Origin of the sequence: Solitalea lacus, assembly GCF_022014595.1 — a bacterium.
GTDB classification, from domain to species: Bacteria; Bacteroidota; Bacteroidia; order Sphingobacteriales; family Sphingobacteriaceae; genus Solitalea; species Solitalea lacus.
On the sequence record NZ_CP091740.1, the window covers coordinates 4,383,562 to 4,402,230 of the forward strand.

The window sequence follows — 18,669 nt, forward strand, 5'->3', positions numbered from 1 at the left end:
TTAACATTAATAGTATACATTAACCTTATCGATCATCAAAAAATACAATTTATTTTTTGGATAATCCTATTACAACACACTCCAGCTAAAAAGCGGCTCCATTTCTGAAGCCGCTTTTCAATTAAGTTTTCAGGCATTATTTATCGCATTATTACAACGAAACCTGAATAACTCGTCCATTTATTTGAATCACCTTTTACTTTAAGCACATAATAATAGGTTGCAGAAGGAAGGTCTGAACCATTCCACGTGCTATTATAATTTCTGCCCTTGTAAACTTCATTACCCCAACGATTATAAATATAAATCTCATTCTCTACCCCCGCTAGCCCATCAATTATAAATGTTTCATTAACACCATCTCTATTTGGAGTGAATACATTAGGAATGAAAAATCCTAATATTAAACGACTATCGGTTGAAGTATTATTGGACATATTTGGATCAAACTGGTTACCTCTAACGGTTGCAGTATTTACGATCCATCCACCTTTTGTTGACTTAACCTTTAAGGTAAGTGTTTGACGAGAATTTACACTTAAACTGCCAAGATTCCAGGTTATTGTTCGATTAGCCGGATTAAAGGAGTAGGTTCCTACACTTGCAGAAGCATCTACAAACTCCAACTCAGAAGGCAAAACATCCGTTGCAACCACACCGGTAGCATTATTTACTCCATTATTTCCTACAGTAATCTGATATTCAAACACTTCGTCGCGTTTCAAATCGGTTCCCAAGGAAACTTTTGTAATTGCAAGATCTGTAGTAAGACGATTCACAGTAATTGTTACTGTTGCTACATTACTATTTGCGTTACCATCGTTTGCATTATAGGTAAAGGTATCAACACCGTAGAAGCCAATATTAGGAACATATGTAAATGAGCCATCAGCATTCAAAGTTAAAGAGCCATTTGTAGTAGTTGTGACCAAATGCGCTGTCAATGGATCTTTCTCAGGATCAGAATCATTCTTTAATATCCCAGAGGCTGGCTCGACAATAGAAACATTTTCTGTTGTAGTATAACTGTCATTAACCGCAATAGGCGGATTATTTACTGTAAAGCTCACATTGGCGGTGGCAGTTGCTCCACAAGGATCAGTAACTCTATAAGTGAATACCTCTACACCAGAAAATCCTGCAGCAGGAGTATAGGTAAACGATCCGTTAGCTTGTAAACTTAGCAAACCTCTATTAGTATTAGGCAAAACAATGTAAGTTAACGCATCACCATCTGGATCTGAGTCATTTGTAGCCACTGTATTATTAATTGCAGTTCCAGCTAATGTACTAAAGGCCTCTCCAACTGCTACAGGAGCACGGTTACTACTGTTAATAGTAATACTGCGAACCACTGAACCACAAGCATTCGTTACTGTTACCTGATAAACACCCACACTCAGTCCATTCAAATTAGGCGCTGCAATCGATGCGCCGTCTTTGGCCCATGAAACAGAAGGATTATTTCCATCTGTTATGGTCAATATTGCTGCACCATTGTTGTTTGTTGGGCAGACAGCATCGCGGGTTTTGACAAAGGTAACCGCTGGTACCGTTGGCACGGCATTGATCACCACCGAGGTGGCACTGGATATACAGCCCGCCGCATCACGCGCCGTTACCGGATAGGTGCCCGGCGTCAGGCCCGCAAAGGTGGTCGAGCTCTGGTAGGTCGCCCCGTCGATTGAATACTCCATTCCTGCCACGCCCGTCACCCGGATCGTACCGGTGGCAAGCGTACAGCTAGGCTGCGCCGAGGCACTGGCCACTGGCGCTGCCGGTGCGTTTGGCACGGCATTGATCACCACCGAGGTGGCACTGGATATACAGCCCGCCGCATTGCGCGCCGTCACCGGATAGGTGCCCGGCGTTAGGCCCGCAAAGGTGGTTGAGCTCTGGTAGGTCGCCCCGTCGATTGAATACTCCATTCCTGCCACGCCCGTCACCCGGATCGTACCGGTGGCTAGCGTACAGCTAGGCTGCGCCGAGGCACTGGCCACTGGCGCTGCCGGTGCGTTTGGCACGGCATTGATCACCACCGAGGTGGCACTGGATATACAGCCCGCCGCATCACGCGCCGTCACCGGATAGGTACCCGGCGTTAGGCCCGCAAAGGTGGTCGAGCTCTGGTAGGTCGCCCCGTTGATTGAATACTCCAACCCTGCCACGCCCGTCACCCGGATCGTACCGGTGGCAACCGTACAGCTAGGCTGCGCCGAGGCGCTGGCCACTGGCGCTGCCGGTGCGTTTGGCACGGCATTGATCACCACCGAGGTGGCACTGGATATACAGCCCGCCGCATTGCGCGCTGTTACCGGATAGGTGCCCGGCGTTAGGCCCGCAAAGGTGGTTGAGCTCTGGTAGGTCGCCCCGTTGATTGAATACTCCAACCCTGCCACGCCCGTCACCCGGATCGTACCGGTGGCGACCGTACAGCTAGGCTGCACCGAGGCACTGGCCACTGGCGCTGCCGGTGCAGAATCAACCCTTACCGTGCTGCTCGCTGGCAATGACACACAGCTTGTGGCCGTATTGGTGATGACTACACTATAGGTGCCGGCCACTGTGGTCGTGAAGCTGGCGACGTTACCCGGAGCAGGTACTCCTGCCGGTACGGTCCATGCATAATTATAGGCGCCCGCTGCACCTGGAGTGGCGGTAATCGTTGCTGGGCTACCTGCACAGACGGCCGGCGAGTTCACCGTTACCGTTGGCAAGGCCGGTGCGGTATTGATCACCACCGAGGTGGCACTGGATATACAGCCCGCCGCATCACGCGCCGTTACCGAATAGGTACCCGGCGTTAGGCCCGCAAAGGTGGTCGAGCTCTGGTAGGTCGCCCCGTTGATTGAATACTCCATCCCTGCCACGCCCGTCACCCGGATCGTACCGGTGGCAAGCGTACAGCTAGGCTGCGCCGAGGCACTGGCCACTGGCGCTGCCGGTGCGTTTGGCACGGCATTGATCACCACCGAGGTGGCACTGGATATACAGCCCGCCGCATCACGCACCGTTACCGGATAGGTGCCCGGCGTTAGGCCCGCAAAGGTGGTCGAGCTCTGGTAGGTCGCCCCGTTGATTGAATACTCCATTCCTGCCACGCCCGTCACCCGGATCGTACCGGTGGCAAGCGTACAGCTAGGCTGCGCCGAGGCACTGGCCACTGGCGCTGCCGGTGCGTTTGGCACGGCATTGATCACCACCGAGGTGGCAGAGGAGATACAGCCCGCCGCATCACGCGCCGTCACCGGATAGGTACCCGGCGTTAGGCCCGCAAAGGTGGTTGAGCTCTGGTAGGTCGCCCCGTCGATTGAATACTCCATTCCTGCCACGCCCGTCACCCGGATCGTACCGGTGGCAACCGTACAGCTAGGCTGCACCGAGGCACTGGCCACTGGCGTTGCCGGTGCGTTTGGCACGGCATTGATCACCACCGAGGTGGCGCTGGAGATACAGCCCGCCGCATTGCGCGCCGTCACCGGATAGGTGCCCGGCGTTAGGCCCGCAAAGGTGGTTGAGCTCTGGTAGGTCGCCCCGTCGATTGAATACTCCATTCCTGCCACGCCCGTCACCCGGATCGTACCGGTGGCGACCGTACAGCTAGGCTGCACACTGGCACTGGCCACTGGCGCTGCCGGTGCAGAATCAACCCTTACCGTGCTGCTCGCTGGCAATGACACACAGCTTGTAGCCGTATTGGTGATGACTACACTATAGGAGCCGGCCACTGTGGTCGTGAAGCTGGCGACGTTACCCGGAGCAGGCACTCCTGCCGGTACAGTCCATGCATAATTATAGGCGCCCGCTGCACCTGGAGTGGCGGTAATCGTTGCTGGGCTGCCTGCACAGACGGCCGGCGAGTTCACCGTTACCGTTGGCAAGGCCGGTGCGGCATTGATCACCACCGAGATGGCAGAGGAGATACAGCCCGCCGCATCACGCGCCGTCACCGGATAGGTACCCGGCGTTAGGCCCGCAAAGGTGGTCGAGCTCTGGTAGGTCGCCCCGTCGATTGAATACTCCATTCCTGCCACGCCCGTCACCCGGATCGTACCGGTGGCGACCGTACAGCTAGGCTGCGCCGAGGCACTGGCCACTGGCGCTGCCGGTGCGTTTGGCACGGCATTGATCACCACCGAGGTGGCGCTGGAGATACAGCCCGCCGCATCACGCGCCGTTACCGGATAGGTACCCGGCGTTAGGCCCGCAAAGGTGGTTGAGCTCTGGTAGGTCGCCCCGTTGATTGAATACTCCATTCCTGCCACGCCCGTCACCCGGATCGTACCGGTGGCGACCGTACAGCTAGGCTGCGCCGAGGCACTGGCCACTGGCGCTGCCGGTGCGTTTGGCACGGCATTGATCACCACCGAGGTGGCGCTGGAGATACAGCCCGCCGCATCACGCGCCGTCACCGGATAGGTACCCGGCGTTAGGCCCGCAAAGGTGGTTGAGCTCTGGTAGGTCGCCCCGTTGATTGAATACTCCATTCCTGCCACGCCCGTCACCCGGATCGTACCGGTGGCAACCGTACAGCTAGGCTGCGCCGAGGCACTGGCCACTGGCGCTGCCGGTGCGTTTGGCACGGCATTGATCACCACCGAGGTGGCAGAGGAGATACAGCCCGCCGCATTGCGCGCTGTTACCGGATAGGTGCCCGGCGTTAGGCCCGCAAAGGTGGTTGAGCTCTGGTAGGTCGCCCCGTTGATTGAATACTCCATCCCTGCCACGCCCGTCACCCGGATCGTACCGGTGGCGACCGTACAGCTAGGCTGCACACTGGCACTGGCCACTGGCGCTGCCGGTGCAGAATCAACCCTTACCGTGCTGCTCGCTGGCAATGACACACAGCTTGTGGCCGTATTGGTGATGACTACACTATAGGTGCCGGCCACTGTGGTCGTGAAGCTGGCGACGTTACCCGGAGCAGGCACTCCTGCCGGTACAGTCCATGCATAATTATAGACGCCCGCTGCACCTGGAGTGGCGGTAATCGTTGCTGGGCTGCCTGCACAGACGGCCGGCGAGTTCACCGTTACCGTTGGCAAGGCCGGTGCGGCATTGATCACCACCGAGGTGGCAGAGGAGATACAGCCCGCCGCATCACGCGCCGTCACCGGATAGGTACCCGGCGTTAGGCCCGCAAAGGTGGTCGAGCTCTGGTAGGTCGCCCCGTCGATTGAATACTCCATTCCTGCCACGCCCGTCACCCGGATCGTACCGGTGGCGACCGTACAGCTAGGCTGCGCCGAGGCACTGGCCACTGGCGCTGCCGGTGCGTTTGGCACGGCATTGATCACCACCGAGGTGGCGCTGGAGATACAGCCCGCCGCATCACGCGCCGTTACCGGATAGGTGCCCGGCGTTAAGCCCGCAAAGGTGGTTGAGCTCTGGTAGGTCGCCCCGTCGATTGAATACTCCATTCCTGCCACGCCCGTCACCCGGATCGTACCGGTGGCAACCGTACAGCTAGGCTGCGCCGAGGCACTGGCCACTGGCGCTGCCGGTGCGTTTGGCACGGCATTGATCACCACCGAGGTGGCAGAGGAGATACAGCCCGCCGCATTGCGCGCTGTTACCGGATAGGTGCCCGGCGTTAGGCCCGCAAAGGTGGTTGAGCTCTGGTAGGTCGCCCCGTTGATTGAATACTCCATCCCTGCCACGCCCGTCACCCGGATCGTACCGGTGGCGACCGTACAGCTAGGCTGCACACTGGCACTGGCCACTGGCGCTGCCGGTGCAGAATCAACCCTTACCGTGCTGCTCGCTGACAATGACACACAGCTTGTGGCCGTATTGGTGATGACTACACTATAGGTGCCGGCCACTGTGGTCGTGAAGCTGGCGACGTTACCCGGAGCAGGCGCTCCTGCCGGTACAGTCCATGCATAATTATAGACGCCCGCTGCACCTGGAGTGGCGGTAATCGTTGCTGGGCTGCCTGCACAGACGGCCGGCGAGTTCACCGTTACCGTTGGCAAGGCCGGTGCGGCATTGATCACCACCGAGGTGGCAGAGGATATACAGCCCGCCGCATCACGCGCCGTTACCGGATAGGTACCCGGCGTTAGGCCCGCAAAGGTAGTTGAGCTCTGGTAGGTCGCCCCGTTGATTGAATACTCCATCCCTGCCACGCCCGTCACCCGGATCGTACCGGTGGCAACCGTACAGCTAGGCTGCGCCGAGGCACTGGCCACTGGCGCTGCCGGTGCGTTTGGCACGGCATTGATCACCACCGAGGTGGCAGAGGAGATACAGCCCGCCGCATCACGCGCCGTCACCGGATAGGTACCCGGCGTTAGGCCCGCAAAGGTGGTTGAGCTCTGGTAGGTCGCCCCGTTGATTGAATACTCCATTCCTGCCACGCCCGTCACCCGGATCGTACCGGTAGCGACCGTACAGCTAGGCTGCGCCGAGGCACTGGCCACTGGCGCTGCCGGTGCGTTTGGCACGGCATTGATCACCACCGAGGTGGCAGAGGAGATACAGCCCGCCGCATCACGCGCCGTCACCGGATAGGTGCCCGGCGTTAGGCCCGCAAAAGTGGTTGAGCTCTGGTAGGTCGCCCCGTTGATTGAATACTCCATTCCTGCCACGCCCGTCACCCGGATCGTACCGGTGGCAAGCGTACAGCTAGGCTGCGCCGAGGCACTGGCCACTGGCGCTGCCGGTGCGTTTGGCACGGCATTGATCACCACCGAGGTGGCACTGGATATACAGCCCGCCGCATCACGCGCCGTCACCGGATAGGTACCCGGCGTTAGGCCCGCAAAGGTGGTTGAGCTCTGGTAGGTCGCCCCGTCGATTGAATACTCCATTCCTGCCACGCCCGTCACCCGGATCGTACCGGTGGCAACCGTACAGCTAGGCTGCGCCGAGGCACTGGCCACTGGCGCTGCCGGTGCGTTTGGCACGGCATTGATCACCACCGAGGTGGCGCTGGAGATACAGCCCGCCGCATTGCGCGCCGTTACCGGATAGGTGCCCGGCGTTAGGCCCGCAAAGGTGGTTGAGCTCTGGTAGGTCGCCCCGTCGATTGAATACTCCATTCCTGCCACGCCCGTCACCCGGATCGTACCGGTGGCGACCGTACAGCTAGGCTGCACACTGGCACTGGCCACTGGCGCTGCCGGTGCAGAATCAACCCTTACCGTGCTGCTCGCTGGCAATGACACACAGCTTGTAGCCGTATTGGTGATGACTACACTATAGGAGCCGGCCACTGTGGTCGTGAAGCTGGCGACGTTACCCGGAGCAGGCACTCCTGCCGGTACAGTCCATGCATAATTATAGGCGCCCGCTGCACCTGGAGTGGCGGTAATCGTTGCTGGGCTGCCTGCACAGACGGCCGGCGAGTTCACCGTTACCGTTGGCAAGGCCGGTGCGGCATTGATCACCACCGAGGTGGCGCTGGAGATACAGCCCGCCGCATCACGCGCCGTCACCGGATAGGTACCCGGCGTTAGGCCCGCAAAGGTGGTTGAGCTCTGGTAGGTCGCCCCGTCGATTGAATACTCCATTCCTGCCACGCCCGTCACCCGGATCGTACCGGTGGCAACCGTACAGCTAGGCTGCGCCGAGGCACTGGCCACTGGCGTTGCCGGTGCGTTTGGCACGGCATTGATCACCACCGAGGTGGCGCTGGAGATACAGCCCGCCGCATTGCGCGCCGTTACCGGATAGGTGCCCGGCGTTAGGCCCGCAAAGGTGGTTGAGCTCTGGTAGGTCGCCCCGTCGATTGAATACTCCATTCCTGCCACGCCCGTCACCCGGATCGTACCGGTGGCGACCGTACAGCTAGGCTGCACACTGGCACTGGCCACTGGCGCTGCCGGTGCAGAATCAACCCTTACCGTGCTGCTCGCTGGCAATGACACACAGCTTGTGGCCGTATTGGTGATGACTACACTATAGGTGCCGGCCACTGTGGTCGTGAAGCTGGCGACGTTACCCGGAGCAGGCACTCCTGCCGGTACAGTCCATGCATAATTATAGACGCCCGCTGCACCTGGAGTGGCGGTAATCGTTGCTGGGCTGCCTGCACAGACGGCCGGCGAGTTCACCGTTACCGTTGGCAAGGCCGGTGCAGCATTGATCACCACCGAGGTGGCAGAGGATATACAGCCCGCCGCATCACGCGCCGTTACCGGATAGGTACCCGGCGTTAGGCCCGCAAAGGTGGTTGAGCTCTGGTAGGTCGCCCCGTTGATTGAATACTCCATTCCTGCCACGCCCGTCACCCGGATCGTACCGGTGGCAAGCGTACAGCTAGGCTGCGCCGAGGCACTGGCCACTGGCGCTGCCGGTGCGTTTGGCACGGCATTGATCACCACCGAGGTGGCAGAGGATATACAGCCCGCCGCATCACGCGCCGTTACCGGATAGGTACCCGGCGTTAGACCCGCAAAGGTGGTTGAGCTCTGGTAGGTCGCCCCGTCGATTGAATACTCCATTCCTGCCACGCCCGTCACCCGGATCGTACCGGTGGCAAGCGTACAGCTAGGCTGCGCCGAGGCACTGGCCACTGGCGCTGCCGGTGCGTTTGGCACGGCATTGATCACCACCGAGGTGGCAGAGGAGATACAGCCCGCCGCATTGCGCGCTGTTACCGGATAGGTGCCCGGCGTTAGGCCCGCAAAGGTGGTTGAGCTCTGGTAGGTCGCCCCGTTGATTGAATACTCCATCCCTGCCACGCCCGTCACCCGGATCGTACCGGTGGCGACCGTACAGCTAGGCTGCACACTGGCACTGGCCACTGGCGCTGCCGGTGCAGAATCAACCCTTACCGTGCTGCTCGCTGGCAATGACACACAGCTTGTGGCCGTATTGGTGATGACTACACTATAGGTGCCGGCCACTGTGGTCGTGAAGCTGGCGACGTTACCCGGAGCAGGCGCTCCTGCCGGTACAGTCCATGCATAATTATAGACGCCCGCTGCACCTGGAGTGGCGGTAATCGTTGCTGGGCTGCCTGCACAGACGGCCGGCGAGTTCACCGTTACCGTTGGCAAGGCCGGTGCGGCATTGATCACCACCGAGGTGGCGCTGGAGATACAGCCCGCCGCATCACGCGCCGTCACCGGATAGGTACCCGGCGTTAGGCCCGCAAAGGTAGTTGAGCTCTGGTAGGTCGCCCCGTTGATTGAATACTCCATTCCTGCCACGCCCGTCACCCGGATCGTACCGGTGGCAACCGTACAGCTAGGCTGCACCGAGGCACTGGCCACTGGCGCTGCCGGTGCGTTTGGCACGGCATTGATCACCACCGAGGTGGCGCTGGAGATACAGCCCGCCGCATTGCGCGCCGTTACCGGATAGGTGCCCGGCGTTAGGCCCGCAAAGGTGGTTGAGCTCTGGTAGGTCGCCCCGTCGATTGAATACTCCATTCCTGCCACGCCCGTCACCCGGATCGTACCGGTGGCGACCGTACAGCTAGGCTGCACACTGGCACTGGCCACTGGCGCTGCCGGTGCAGAATCAACCCTTACCGTGCTGCTCGCTGGCAATGACACACAGCTTGTAGCCGTATTGGTGATGACTACACTATAGGAGCCGGCCACTGTGGTCGTGAAGCTGGCGACGTTACCCGGAGCAGGCACTCCTGCCGGTACAGTCCATGCATAATTATAGGCGCCCGCTGCACCTGGAGTGGCGGTAATCGTTGCTGGGCTGCCTGCACAGACGGCCGGCGAGTTCACCGTTACCGTTGGCAAGGCCGGTGCGGCATTGATCACCACCGAGGTGGCAGAGGAGATACAGCCCGCCGCATCACGCGCCGTCACCGGATAGGTACCCGGCGTTAGGCCCGCAAAGGTGGTCGAGCTCTGGTAGGTCGCCCCGTCGATTGAATACTCCATTCCTGCCACGCCCGTCACCCGGATCGTACCGGTGGCGACCGTACAGCTAGGCTGCGCCGAGGCACTGGCCACTGGCGCTGCCGGTGCGTTTGGCACGGCATTGATCACCACCGAGGTGGCGCTGGAGATACAGCCCGCCGCATCACGCGCCGTTACCGGATAGGTACCCGGCGTTAGGCCCGCAAAGGTGGTTGAGCTCTGGTAGGTCGCCCCGTTGATTGAATACTCCATTCCTGCCACGCCCGTCACCCGGATCGTACCGGTGGCAAGCGTACAGCTAGGCTGCGCCGAGGCACTGGCCACTGGCGCTGCCGGTGCGTTTGGCACGGCATTGATCACCACCGAGGTGGCGCTGGAGATACAGCCCGCCGCATCACGCGCCGTCACCGGATAGGTACCCGGCGTTAGGCCCGCAAAGGTGGTTGAGCTCTGGTAGGTCGCCCCGTTGATTGAATACTCCATTCCTGCCACGCCCGTCACCCGGATCGTACCGGTGGCAACCGTACAGCTAGGCTGCGCCGAGGCACTGGCCACTGGCGCTGCCGGTGCGTTTGGCACGGCATTGATCACCACCGAGGTGGCAGAGGAGATACAGCCCGCCGCATTGCGCGCTGTTACCGGATAGGTGCCCGGCGTTAGGCCCGCAAAGGTGGTTGAGCTCTGGTAGGTCGCCCCGTTGATTGAATACTCCATCCCTGCCACGCCCGTCACCCGGATCGTACCGGTGGCGACCGTACAGCTAGGCTGCACACTGGCACTGGCCACTGGCGCTGCCGGTGCAGAATCAACCCTTACCGTGCTGCTCGCTGGCAATGACACACAGCTTGTGGCCGTATTGGTGATGACTACACTATAGGTGCCGGCCACTGTGGTCGTGAAGCTGGCGACGTTACCCGGAGCAGGCACTCCTGCCGGTACAGTCCATGCATAATTATAGACGCCCGCTGCACCTGGAGTGGCGGTAATCGTTGCTGGGCTGCCTGCACAGACGGCCGGCGAGTTCACCGTTACCGTTGGCAAGGCCGGTGCAGCATTGATCACCACCGAGGTGGCAGAGGAGATACAGCCCGCCGCATCACGCGCCGTTACCGGATAGGTACCCGGCGTTAGGCCCGCAAAGGTGGTTGAGCTCTGGTAGGTCGCCCCGTCGATTGAATACTCCATTCCTGCCACGCCCGTCACCCGGATCGTACCGGTGGCAACCGTACAGCTAGGCTGCGCCGAGGCACTGGCCACTGGCGCTGCCGGTGCGTTTGGCACGGCATTGATCACCACCGAGGTGGCAGAGGAGATACAGCCCGCCGCATCACGCGCCGTTACCGGATAGGTACCCGGCGTTAGACCCGCAAAGGTGGTTGAGCTCTGGTAGGTCGCCCCGTCGATTGAATACTCCATTCCTGCCACGCCCGTCACCCGGATCGTACCGGTGGCAAGCGTACAGCTAGGCTGCGCCGAGGCACTGGCCACTGGCGCTGCCGGTGCGTTTGGCACGGCATTGATCACCACCGAGGTGGCAGAGGAGATACAGCCCGCCGCATTGCGCGCTGTTACCGGATAGGTGCCCGGCGTTAGGCCCGCAAAGGTGGTTGAGCTCTGGTAGGTCGCCCCGTTGATTGAATACTCCATTCCTGCCACGCCCGTCACCCGGATCGTACCGGTGGCGACCGTACAGCTAGGCTGCACACTGGCACTGGCCAATGGCGCTGCCGGTGCGTTTGGCACGGCATTGATCACCACCGAGGTGGCGCTGGAGATACAGCCCGCCGCATCACGCGCCGTTACCGGATAGGTACCCGGCGTTAGGCCCGCAAAGGTGGTTGAGCTCTGGTAGGTCGCCCCGTCGATTGAATACTCCATTCCTGCCATGCCCGTCACCCGGATCGTACCGGTGGCAACCGTACAGCTAGGCTGCGCCGAGGCACTGGCCACTGGCGCTGCCGGTGCGTTTGGCACGGCATTGATCACCACCGAGGTGGCGCTGGAGATACAGCCCGCCGCATCACGCGCCGTTACCGGATAGGTACCCGGCGTTAGGCCCGCAAAGGTGGTTGAGCTCTGGTAGGTCGCCCCGTCGATTGAATACTCCATTCCTGCCACGCCCGTCACCCGGATCGTACCGGTGGCGACCGTACAGCTAGGCTGCGCCGAGGCACTGGCCACTGGCGCTGCCGGTGCGTTTGGCACGGCATTGATCACCACCGAGGTGGCAGAGGAGATACAGCCCGCCGCATCACGCGCCGTTACCGGATAGGTACCCGGCGTTAGGCCCGCAAAGGTGGTTGAGCTCTGGTAGGTCGCCCCGTTGATTGAATACTCCATTCCTGCCACGCCCGTCACCCGGATCGTACCGGTGGCGACCGTACAGCTAGGCTGCGCCGAGGCACTGGCCACTGGCGCTGCCGGTGCGTTTGGCACGGCATTGATCACCACCGAGGTGGCAGAGGAGATACAGCCCGCCGCATCACGCGCCGTCACCGGATAGGTACCCGGCGTTAGGCCCGCAAAGGTGGTTGAGCTCTGGTAGGTCGCCCCGTTGATTGAATACTCCATTCCTGCCACGCCCGTCACCCGGATCGTACCGGTGGCAACCGTACAGCTAGGCTGCGCCGAGGCACTGGCCACTGGCGCTGCCGGCGCGTTTGGCACGGCATTGATCACCACCGAGGTGGCAGAGGATATACAGCCCGCCGCATCACGCGCCGTTACCGGATAGGTACCCGGCGTTAGGCCCGCAAAGGTGGTCGAGCTCTGGTAGGTCGCCCCGTTGATTGAATACTCCATTCCTGCCACGCCCGTCACCCGGATCGTACCGGTGGCGACCGTACAGCTAGGCTGCGCCGTGGCACTGGCCACTGGCGCTGCCGGCGCGTTTGGCACGGCATTGATCACCACCGAGGTGGCAGAGGATATACAGCCCGCCGCATCACGCGCCGTCACCGGATAGGTGCCCGGCGTTAAGCCCGCAAAGGTGGTTGAGCTCTGGTAGGTCGCCCCGTCGATTGAATACTCCATTCCTGCCATGCCCGTCACCCGGATCGTACCGGTGGCGACCGTACAGCTAGGCTGCGCCGAGGCACTGGCCACTGGCGCTGCCGGTGCGTTTGGCACGGCATTGATCACCACCGAGGTGGCAGAGGATATACAGCCCGCCGCATCACGCGCCGTCACCGGATAGGTACCCGGCGTTAGGCCCGCAAAGGTGGTTGAGCTCTGGTAGGTCGCCCCGTCGATTGAATACTCCATTCCTGCCACGCCCGTCACCCGGATCGTACCGGTGGCTAGCGTACAGCTAGGCTGCGCCGAGGCACTGGCCACTGGCGCTGCCGGTGCGTTTGGCACGGCATTGATCACCACCGAGGTGGCAGAGGATATACAGCCCGCCGCATCACGCGCCGTCACCGGATAGGTGCCCGGCGTTAAGCCCGCAAAGGTGGTTGAGCTCTGGTAGGTCGCCCCGTCGATTGAATACTCCATTCCTGCCACGCCCGTCACCCGGATCGTACCGGTGGCAAGCGTACAGCTAGGCTGCGCCGTGGCACTGGCCACTGGCGCTGCCGGTGCGTTTGGCACGGCATTGATCACCACCGAGGTGGCAGAGGATATACAGCCCGCCGCATCACGCGCCGTTACCGGATAGGTACCCGGCGTTAGGCCCGCAAAGGTGGTTGAGCTCTGGTAGGTCGCCCCGTCGATTGAATACTCCATTCCTGCCACGCCCGTCACCCGGATCGTACCGGTGACAACCGTACAGCTAGGCTGCGCCGAGGCACTGGCCACTGGCGCTGCCGGTGCGTTTGGCACGGCATTGATCACCACCGAGGTGGCAGAGGATATACAGCCCGCCGCATCACGCGCCGTTACCGGATAGGTACCCGGCGTTAGGCCCGCAAAGGTGGTTGAGCTCTGGTAGGTCGCCCCGTCGATTGAATACTCCATCCCTGCCACGCCCGTCACCCGGATCGTACCGGTGGCAAGCGTACAGCTAGGCTGCGCCGAGGCACTGGCCACTGGCGCTGCCGGTGCGTTTGGCACGGCATTGATCACCACCGAGGTGGCAGAGGAGATACAGCCCGCCGCATCACGCGCCGTCACCGGATAGGTACCCGGCGTTAGGCCCGCAAAGGTGGTTGAGCTCTGGTAGGTCGCCCCGTTGATTGAATACTCCATTCCTGCCACGCCCGTCACCCGGATCGTACCGGTGGCAAGCGTACAGCTAGGCTGCGCCGAGGCACTGGCCACTGGCGCTGCCGGTGCGTTTGGCACGGCATTGATCACCACCGAGGTGGCAGAGGAGATACAGCCCGCCGCATCACGCGCCGTTACCGGATAGGTACCCGGCGTTAGACCCGCAAAGGTGGTTGAGCTCTGGTAGGTCGCCCCGTCGATTGAATACTCCATTCCTGCCACGCCCGTCACCCGGATCGTACCGGTGGCAAGCGTACAGCTAGGCTGCGCCGAGGCACTGGCCACTGGCGCTGCCGGTGCGTTTGGCACGGCATTGATCACCACCGAGGTGGCAGAGGAGATACAGCCCGCCGCATCACGCGCCGTCACCGGATAGGTACCCGGCGTTAGGCCCGCAAAGGTGGTCGAGCTCTGGTAGGTCGCCCCGTCGATTGAATACTCCATTCCTGCCACGCCCGTCACCCGGATCGTACCGGTGGCAACCGTACAGCTAGGCTGCACCGAGGCACTGGCCACTGGCGCTGCCGGTGCGTTTGGCACGGCATTGATCACCACCGAGGTGGCGCTGGAGATACAGCCCGCCGCATTGCGCGCCGTTACCGGATAGGTGCCCGGCGTTAGGCCCGCAAAGGTGGTTGAGCTCTGGTAGGTCGCCCCGTCGATTGAATACTCCATTCCTGCCACGCCCGTCACCCGGATCGTACCGGTGGCGACCGTACAGCTAGGCTGCACACTGGCACTGGCCACTGGCGCTGCCGGTGCAGAATCAACCCTTACCGTGCTGCTCGCTGGCAATGACACACAGCTTGTAGCCGTATTGGTGATGACTACACTATAGGAGCCGGCCACTGTGGTCGTGAAGCTGGCGACGTTACCCGGAGCAGGCACTCCTGCCGGTACAGTCCATGCATAATTATAGGCGCCCGCTGCACCTGGAGTGGCGGTAATCGTTGCTGGGCTGCCTGCACAGACGGCCGGCGAGTTCACCGTTACCGTTGGCAAGGCCGGTGCGGCATTGATCACCACCGAGGTGGCAGAGGAGATACAGCCCGCCGCATCACGCGCCGTCACCGGATAGGTACCCGGCGTTAGGCCCGCAAAGGTGGTTGAGCTCTGGTAGGTCGCCCCGTTGATTGAATACTCCATTCCTGCCACGCCCGTCACCCGGATCGTACCGGTGGCGACCGTACAGCTAGGCTGCGCCGAGGCACTGGCCACTGGCGCTGCCGGTGCGTTTGGCACGGCATTGATCACCACCGAGGTGGCAGAGGATATACAGCCCGCCGCATCACGCGCCGTTACCGGATAGGTACCCGGCGTTAGGCCCGCAAAGGTGGTTGAGCTCTGGTAGGTCGCCCCGTCGATTGAATACTCCATTCCTGCCACGCCCGTCACCCGGATCGTACCGGTGGCAAGCGTACAGCTAGGCTGCGCCGAGGCACTGGCCACTGGCGCTGCCGGTGCGTTTGGCACGGCATTGATCACCACCGAGGTGGCAGAGGATATACAGCCCGCCGCATCACGCGCCGTTACCGGATAGGTACCCGGCGTTAGGCCCGCAAAGGTGGTTGAGCTCTGGTAGGTCGCCCCGTCGATTGAATACTCCATTCCTGCCACGCCCGTCACCCGGATCGTACCGGTGGCAAGCGTACAGCTAGGCTGCGCCGAGGCACTGGCCACTGGCGCTGCCGGTGCGTTTGGCACGGCATTGATCACCACCGAGGTGGCAGAGGATATACAGCCCGCCGCATCACGCGCCGTTACCGGATAGGTACCCGGCGTTAGGCCCGCAAAGGTGGTTGAGCTCTGGTAGGTCGCCCCGTCGATTGAATACTCCATTCCTGCCACGCCCGTCACCCGGATCGTACCGGTGGCAAGCGTACAGCTAGGCTGCGCCGAGGCACTGGCCACTGGCGCTGCTGGTGCGTTTGGCACGGCATTGATCACCACCGAGGTGGCAGAGGAGATACAGCCCGCCGCATCACGCGCCGTCACCGGATAGGTACCCGGCGTTAGGCCCGCAAAGGTGGTTGAGCTCTGGTAGGTCGCCCCGTTGATTGAATACTCCATTCCTGCCACGCCCGTCACCCGGATCGTACCGGTGGCGACCGTACAGCTAGGCTGCGCCGAGGCACTGGCCACTGGCGCTGCCGGTGCGTTTGGCACGGCATTGATCACCACCGAGGTGGCAGAGGAGATACAGCCCGCCGCATCACGCGCCGTTACCGGATAGGTACCCGGCGTTAGGCCCGCAAAGGTGGTTGAGCTCTGGTAGGTCGCCCCGTCGATTGAATACTCCATTCCTGCCACGCCCGTCACCCGGATCGTACCGGTGGCAAGCGTACAGCTAGGCTGCGCCGAGGCACTGGCCACTGGCGCTGCCGGTGCGTTTGGCACGGCATTGATCACCACCGAGGTGGCAGAGGATATACAGCCCGCCGCATCACGCGCCGTTACCGGATAGGTACCCGGCGTTAGGCCCGCAAAGGTGGTCGAGCTCTGGTAGGTCGCCCCGTTGATTGAATACTCCATTCCTGCCACGCCCGTCACCCGGATCGTACCGGTGGCGACCGTACAGCTAGGCTGCGCCGTGGCACTGGCCACTGGCGCTGCCGGCGCGTTTGGCACGGCATTGATCACCACCGAGGTGGCAGAGGATATACAGCCCGCCGCATCACGCGCCGTCACCGGATAGGTGCCCGGCGTTAAGCCCGCAAAGGTGGTTGAGCTCTGGTAGGTCGCCCCGTCGATTGAATACTCCATTCCTGCCACGCCCGTCACCCGGATCGTACCGGTGGCAAGCGTACAGCTAGGCTGCGCCGAGGCACTGGCCACTGGCGCTGCCGGTGCGTTTGGCACGGCATTGATCACCACCGAGGTGGCAGAGGAGATACAGCCCGCCGCATCACGCGCCGTCACCGGATAGGTACCCGGCGTTAGGCCCGCAAAGGTGGTTGAGCTCTGGTAGGTCGCCCCGTTGATTGAATACTCCATTCCTGCCACGCCCGTCACCCGGATCGTACCGGTGGCAAGCGTACAGCTAGGCTGCGCCGAGGCACTGGCCACTGGCGCTGCCGGTGCGTTTGGCACGGCATTGATCACCACCGAGGTGGCAGAGGATATACAGCCCGCCGCATCACGCGCCGTTACCGGATAGGTGCCCGGCGTTAGGCCCGCAAAGGTGGTTGAGCTCTGGTAGGTCGCCCCGTCGATTGAATACTCCATTCCTGCCACGCCCGTCACCCGGATCGTACCGGTGGCAACCGTACAGCTAGGCTGCGCCGAGGCACTGGCCACTGGCGTTGCCGGTGCGTTTGGCACGGCATTGATCACCACCGAGGTGGCAGAGGATATACAGCCCGCCGCATCACGCGCCGTTACCGGATAGGTACCCGGCGTTAGGCCCGCAAAGGTGGTTGAGCTCTGGTAGGTCGCCCCGTCGATTGAATACTCCATTCCTGCCACGCCCGTCACCCGGATCGTACCGGTGGCAACCGTACAGCTAGGCTGCGCCGAGGCACTGGCCATTGGCGCTGCTGGCCGTGGAGCTACCGTTACATCCAGTTGCGCTCTTGGGCCTTCACAGGTGCCCGTGGTTGCGCTCACATAATATGAGGTGGTGCCTGGGGTGGTCGTACTTGGGGTTGGTGCCGTTGCACTTCCGGTTCCGCCGGTGGCACTGGTGTACCATAACAAGTTGCTGCCCCCGGCCGTCAATGCCGAGGCCACATCACCTTGACAATACGTTACCGCCGCTACGGTTGGCGCTGCTGGCCGTGGAGCTACCGTTACATCCAGTTGCGCTCTTGGGCCTTCACAGGTGCCCGTGGTTGCGCTCACATAATATGAGGTGGTGCCCGGGGTGGTCGTACTTGGGGTTGGCGCCGTTGCACTTCCGGTTCCGCCGGTGGCACTGGTGTACCATAACAAGTTGCTGCCCCCGGCCGTCAATGCCGAGGCCACATCACCTTGACAATACGTTACCGCCGCTACGGTTGGCGCTGCTGGCCGTGGAGCTACCGTTACATCCAGTTGCGCTCTTGGGCCTTCACAGGTGCCCGTGGTTGCGCTCACATAATATGAGGTGGTGCCCGGGGTGGTCGTACTTGGGGTTGGCGCCGTTGCACTTCCGGTTCCGCCGGTGGCACTGGTGTACCATAACAAGTTGCTGCCCCCGGCCGTCAATGCCGAGGCCACATCGCCTTGACAATACGTTACCGCCGCTACGGTTGGCGCTGCTGGCCGTGGAGCTACCGTTACATCCAGTTGCGCTCTTGGGCCTTCACAGGTGCCCGTGGTTGCGCTCACATAATATGAGGTGGTGCCTGGGGTGGTCGTACTTGGGGTTGGTGCCGTTGCACTTCCGGTTCCGCCGGTGGCACTGGTGTACCATAACAAGTTGCTGCCCCCGGCCGTCAATGCCGAGGCCACATCACCTTGACAATACGTTACCGCCGCTACGGTTGGCGCTGCTGGTCGTGGATCAACCGTTACGCTTCCGCTCGCTGGCAATGACACACAGCTTGTGGCGGTATTGGTGATGACTACACTATATGTTCCGGCCACTGTGGTCGTGAAGCTGGCCACGTTACCCGGAGCAGGTACTCCTGCCGGTACGGTCCATGCATAA

1 protein-coding gene is annotated in these 18,669 nt (G+C 61.4%); it reads right to left on the minus strand.

The window, feature by feature from the left end:
• Positions 1-140: 140 nt before the first annotated feature.
• A complete protein-coding gene (locus L2B55_RS18840; RefSeq protein WP_237848019.1) occupies positions 141-18,626 on the minus strand; it encodes an Ig-like domain-containing protein in 18,486 nt (6,161 codons plus the stop codon).
• Between the last annotated feature and the right edge of the window lie 43 nt (positions 18,627-18,669).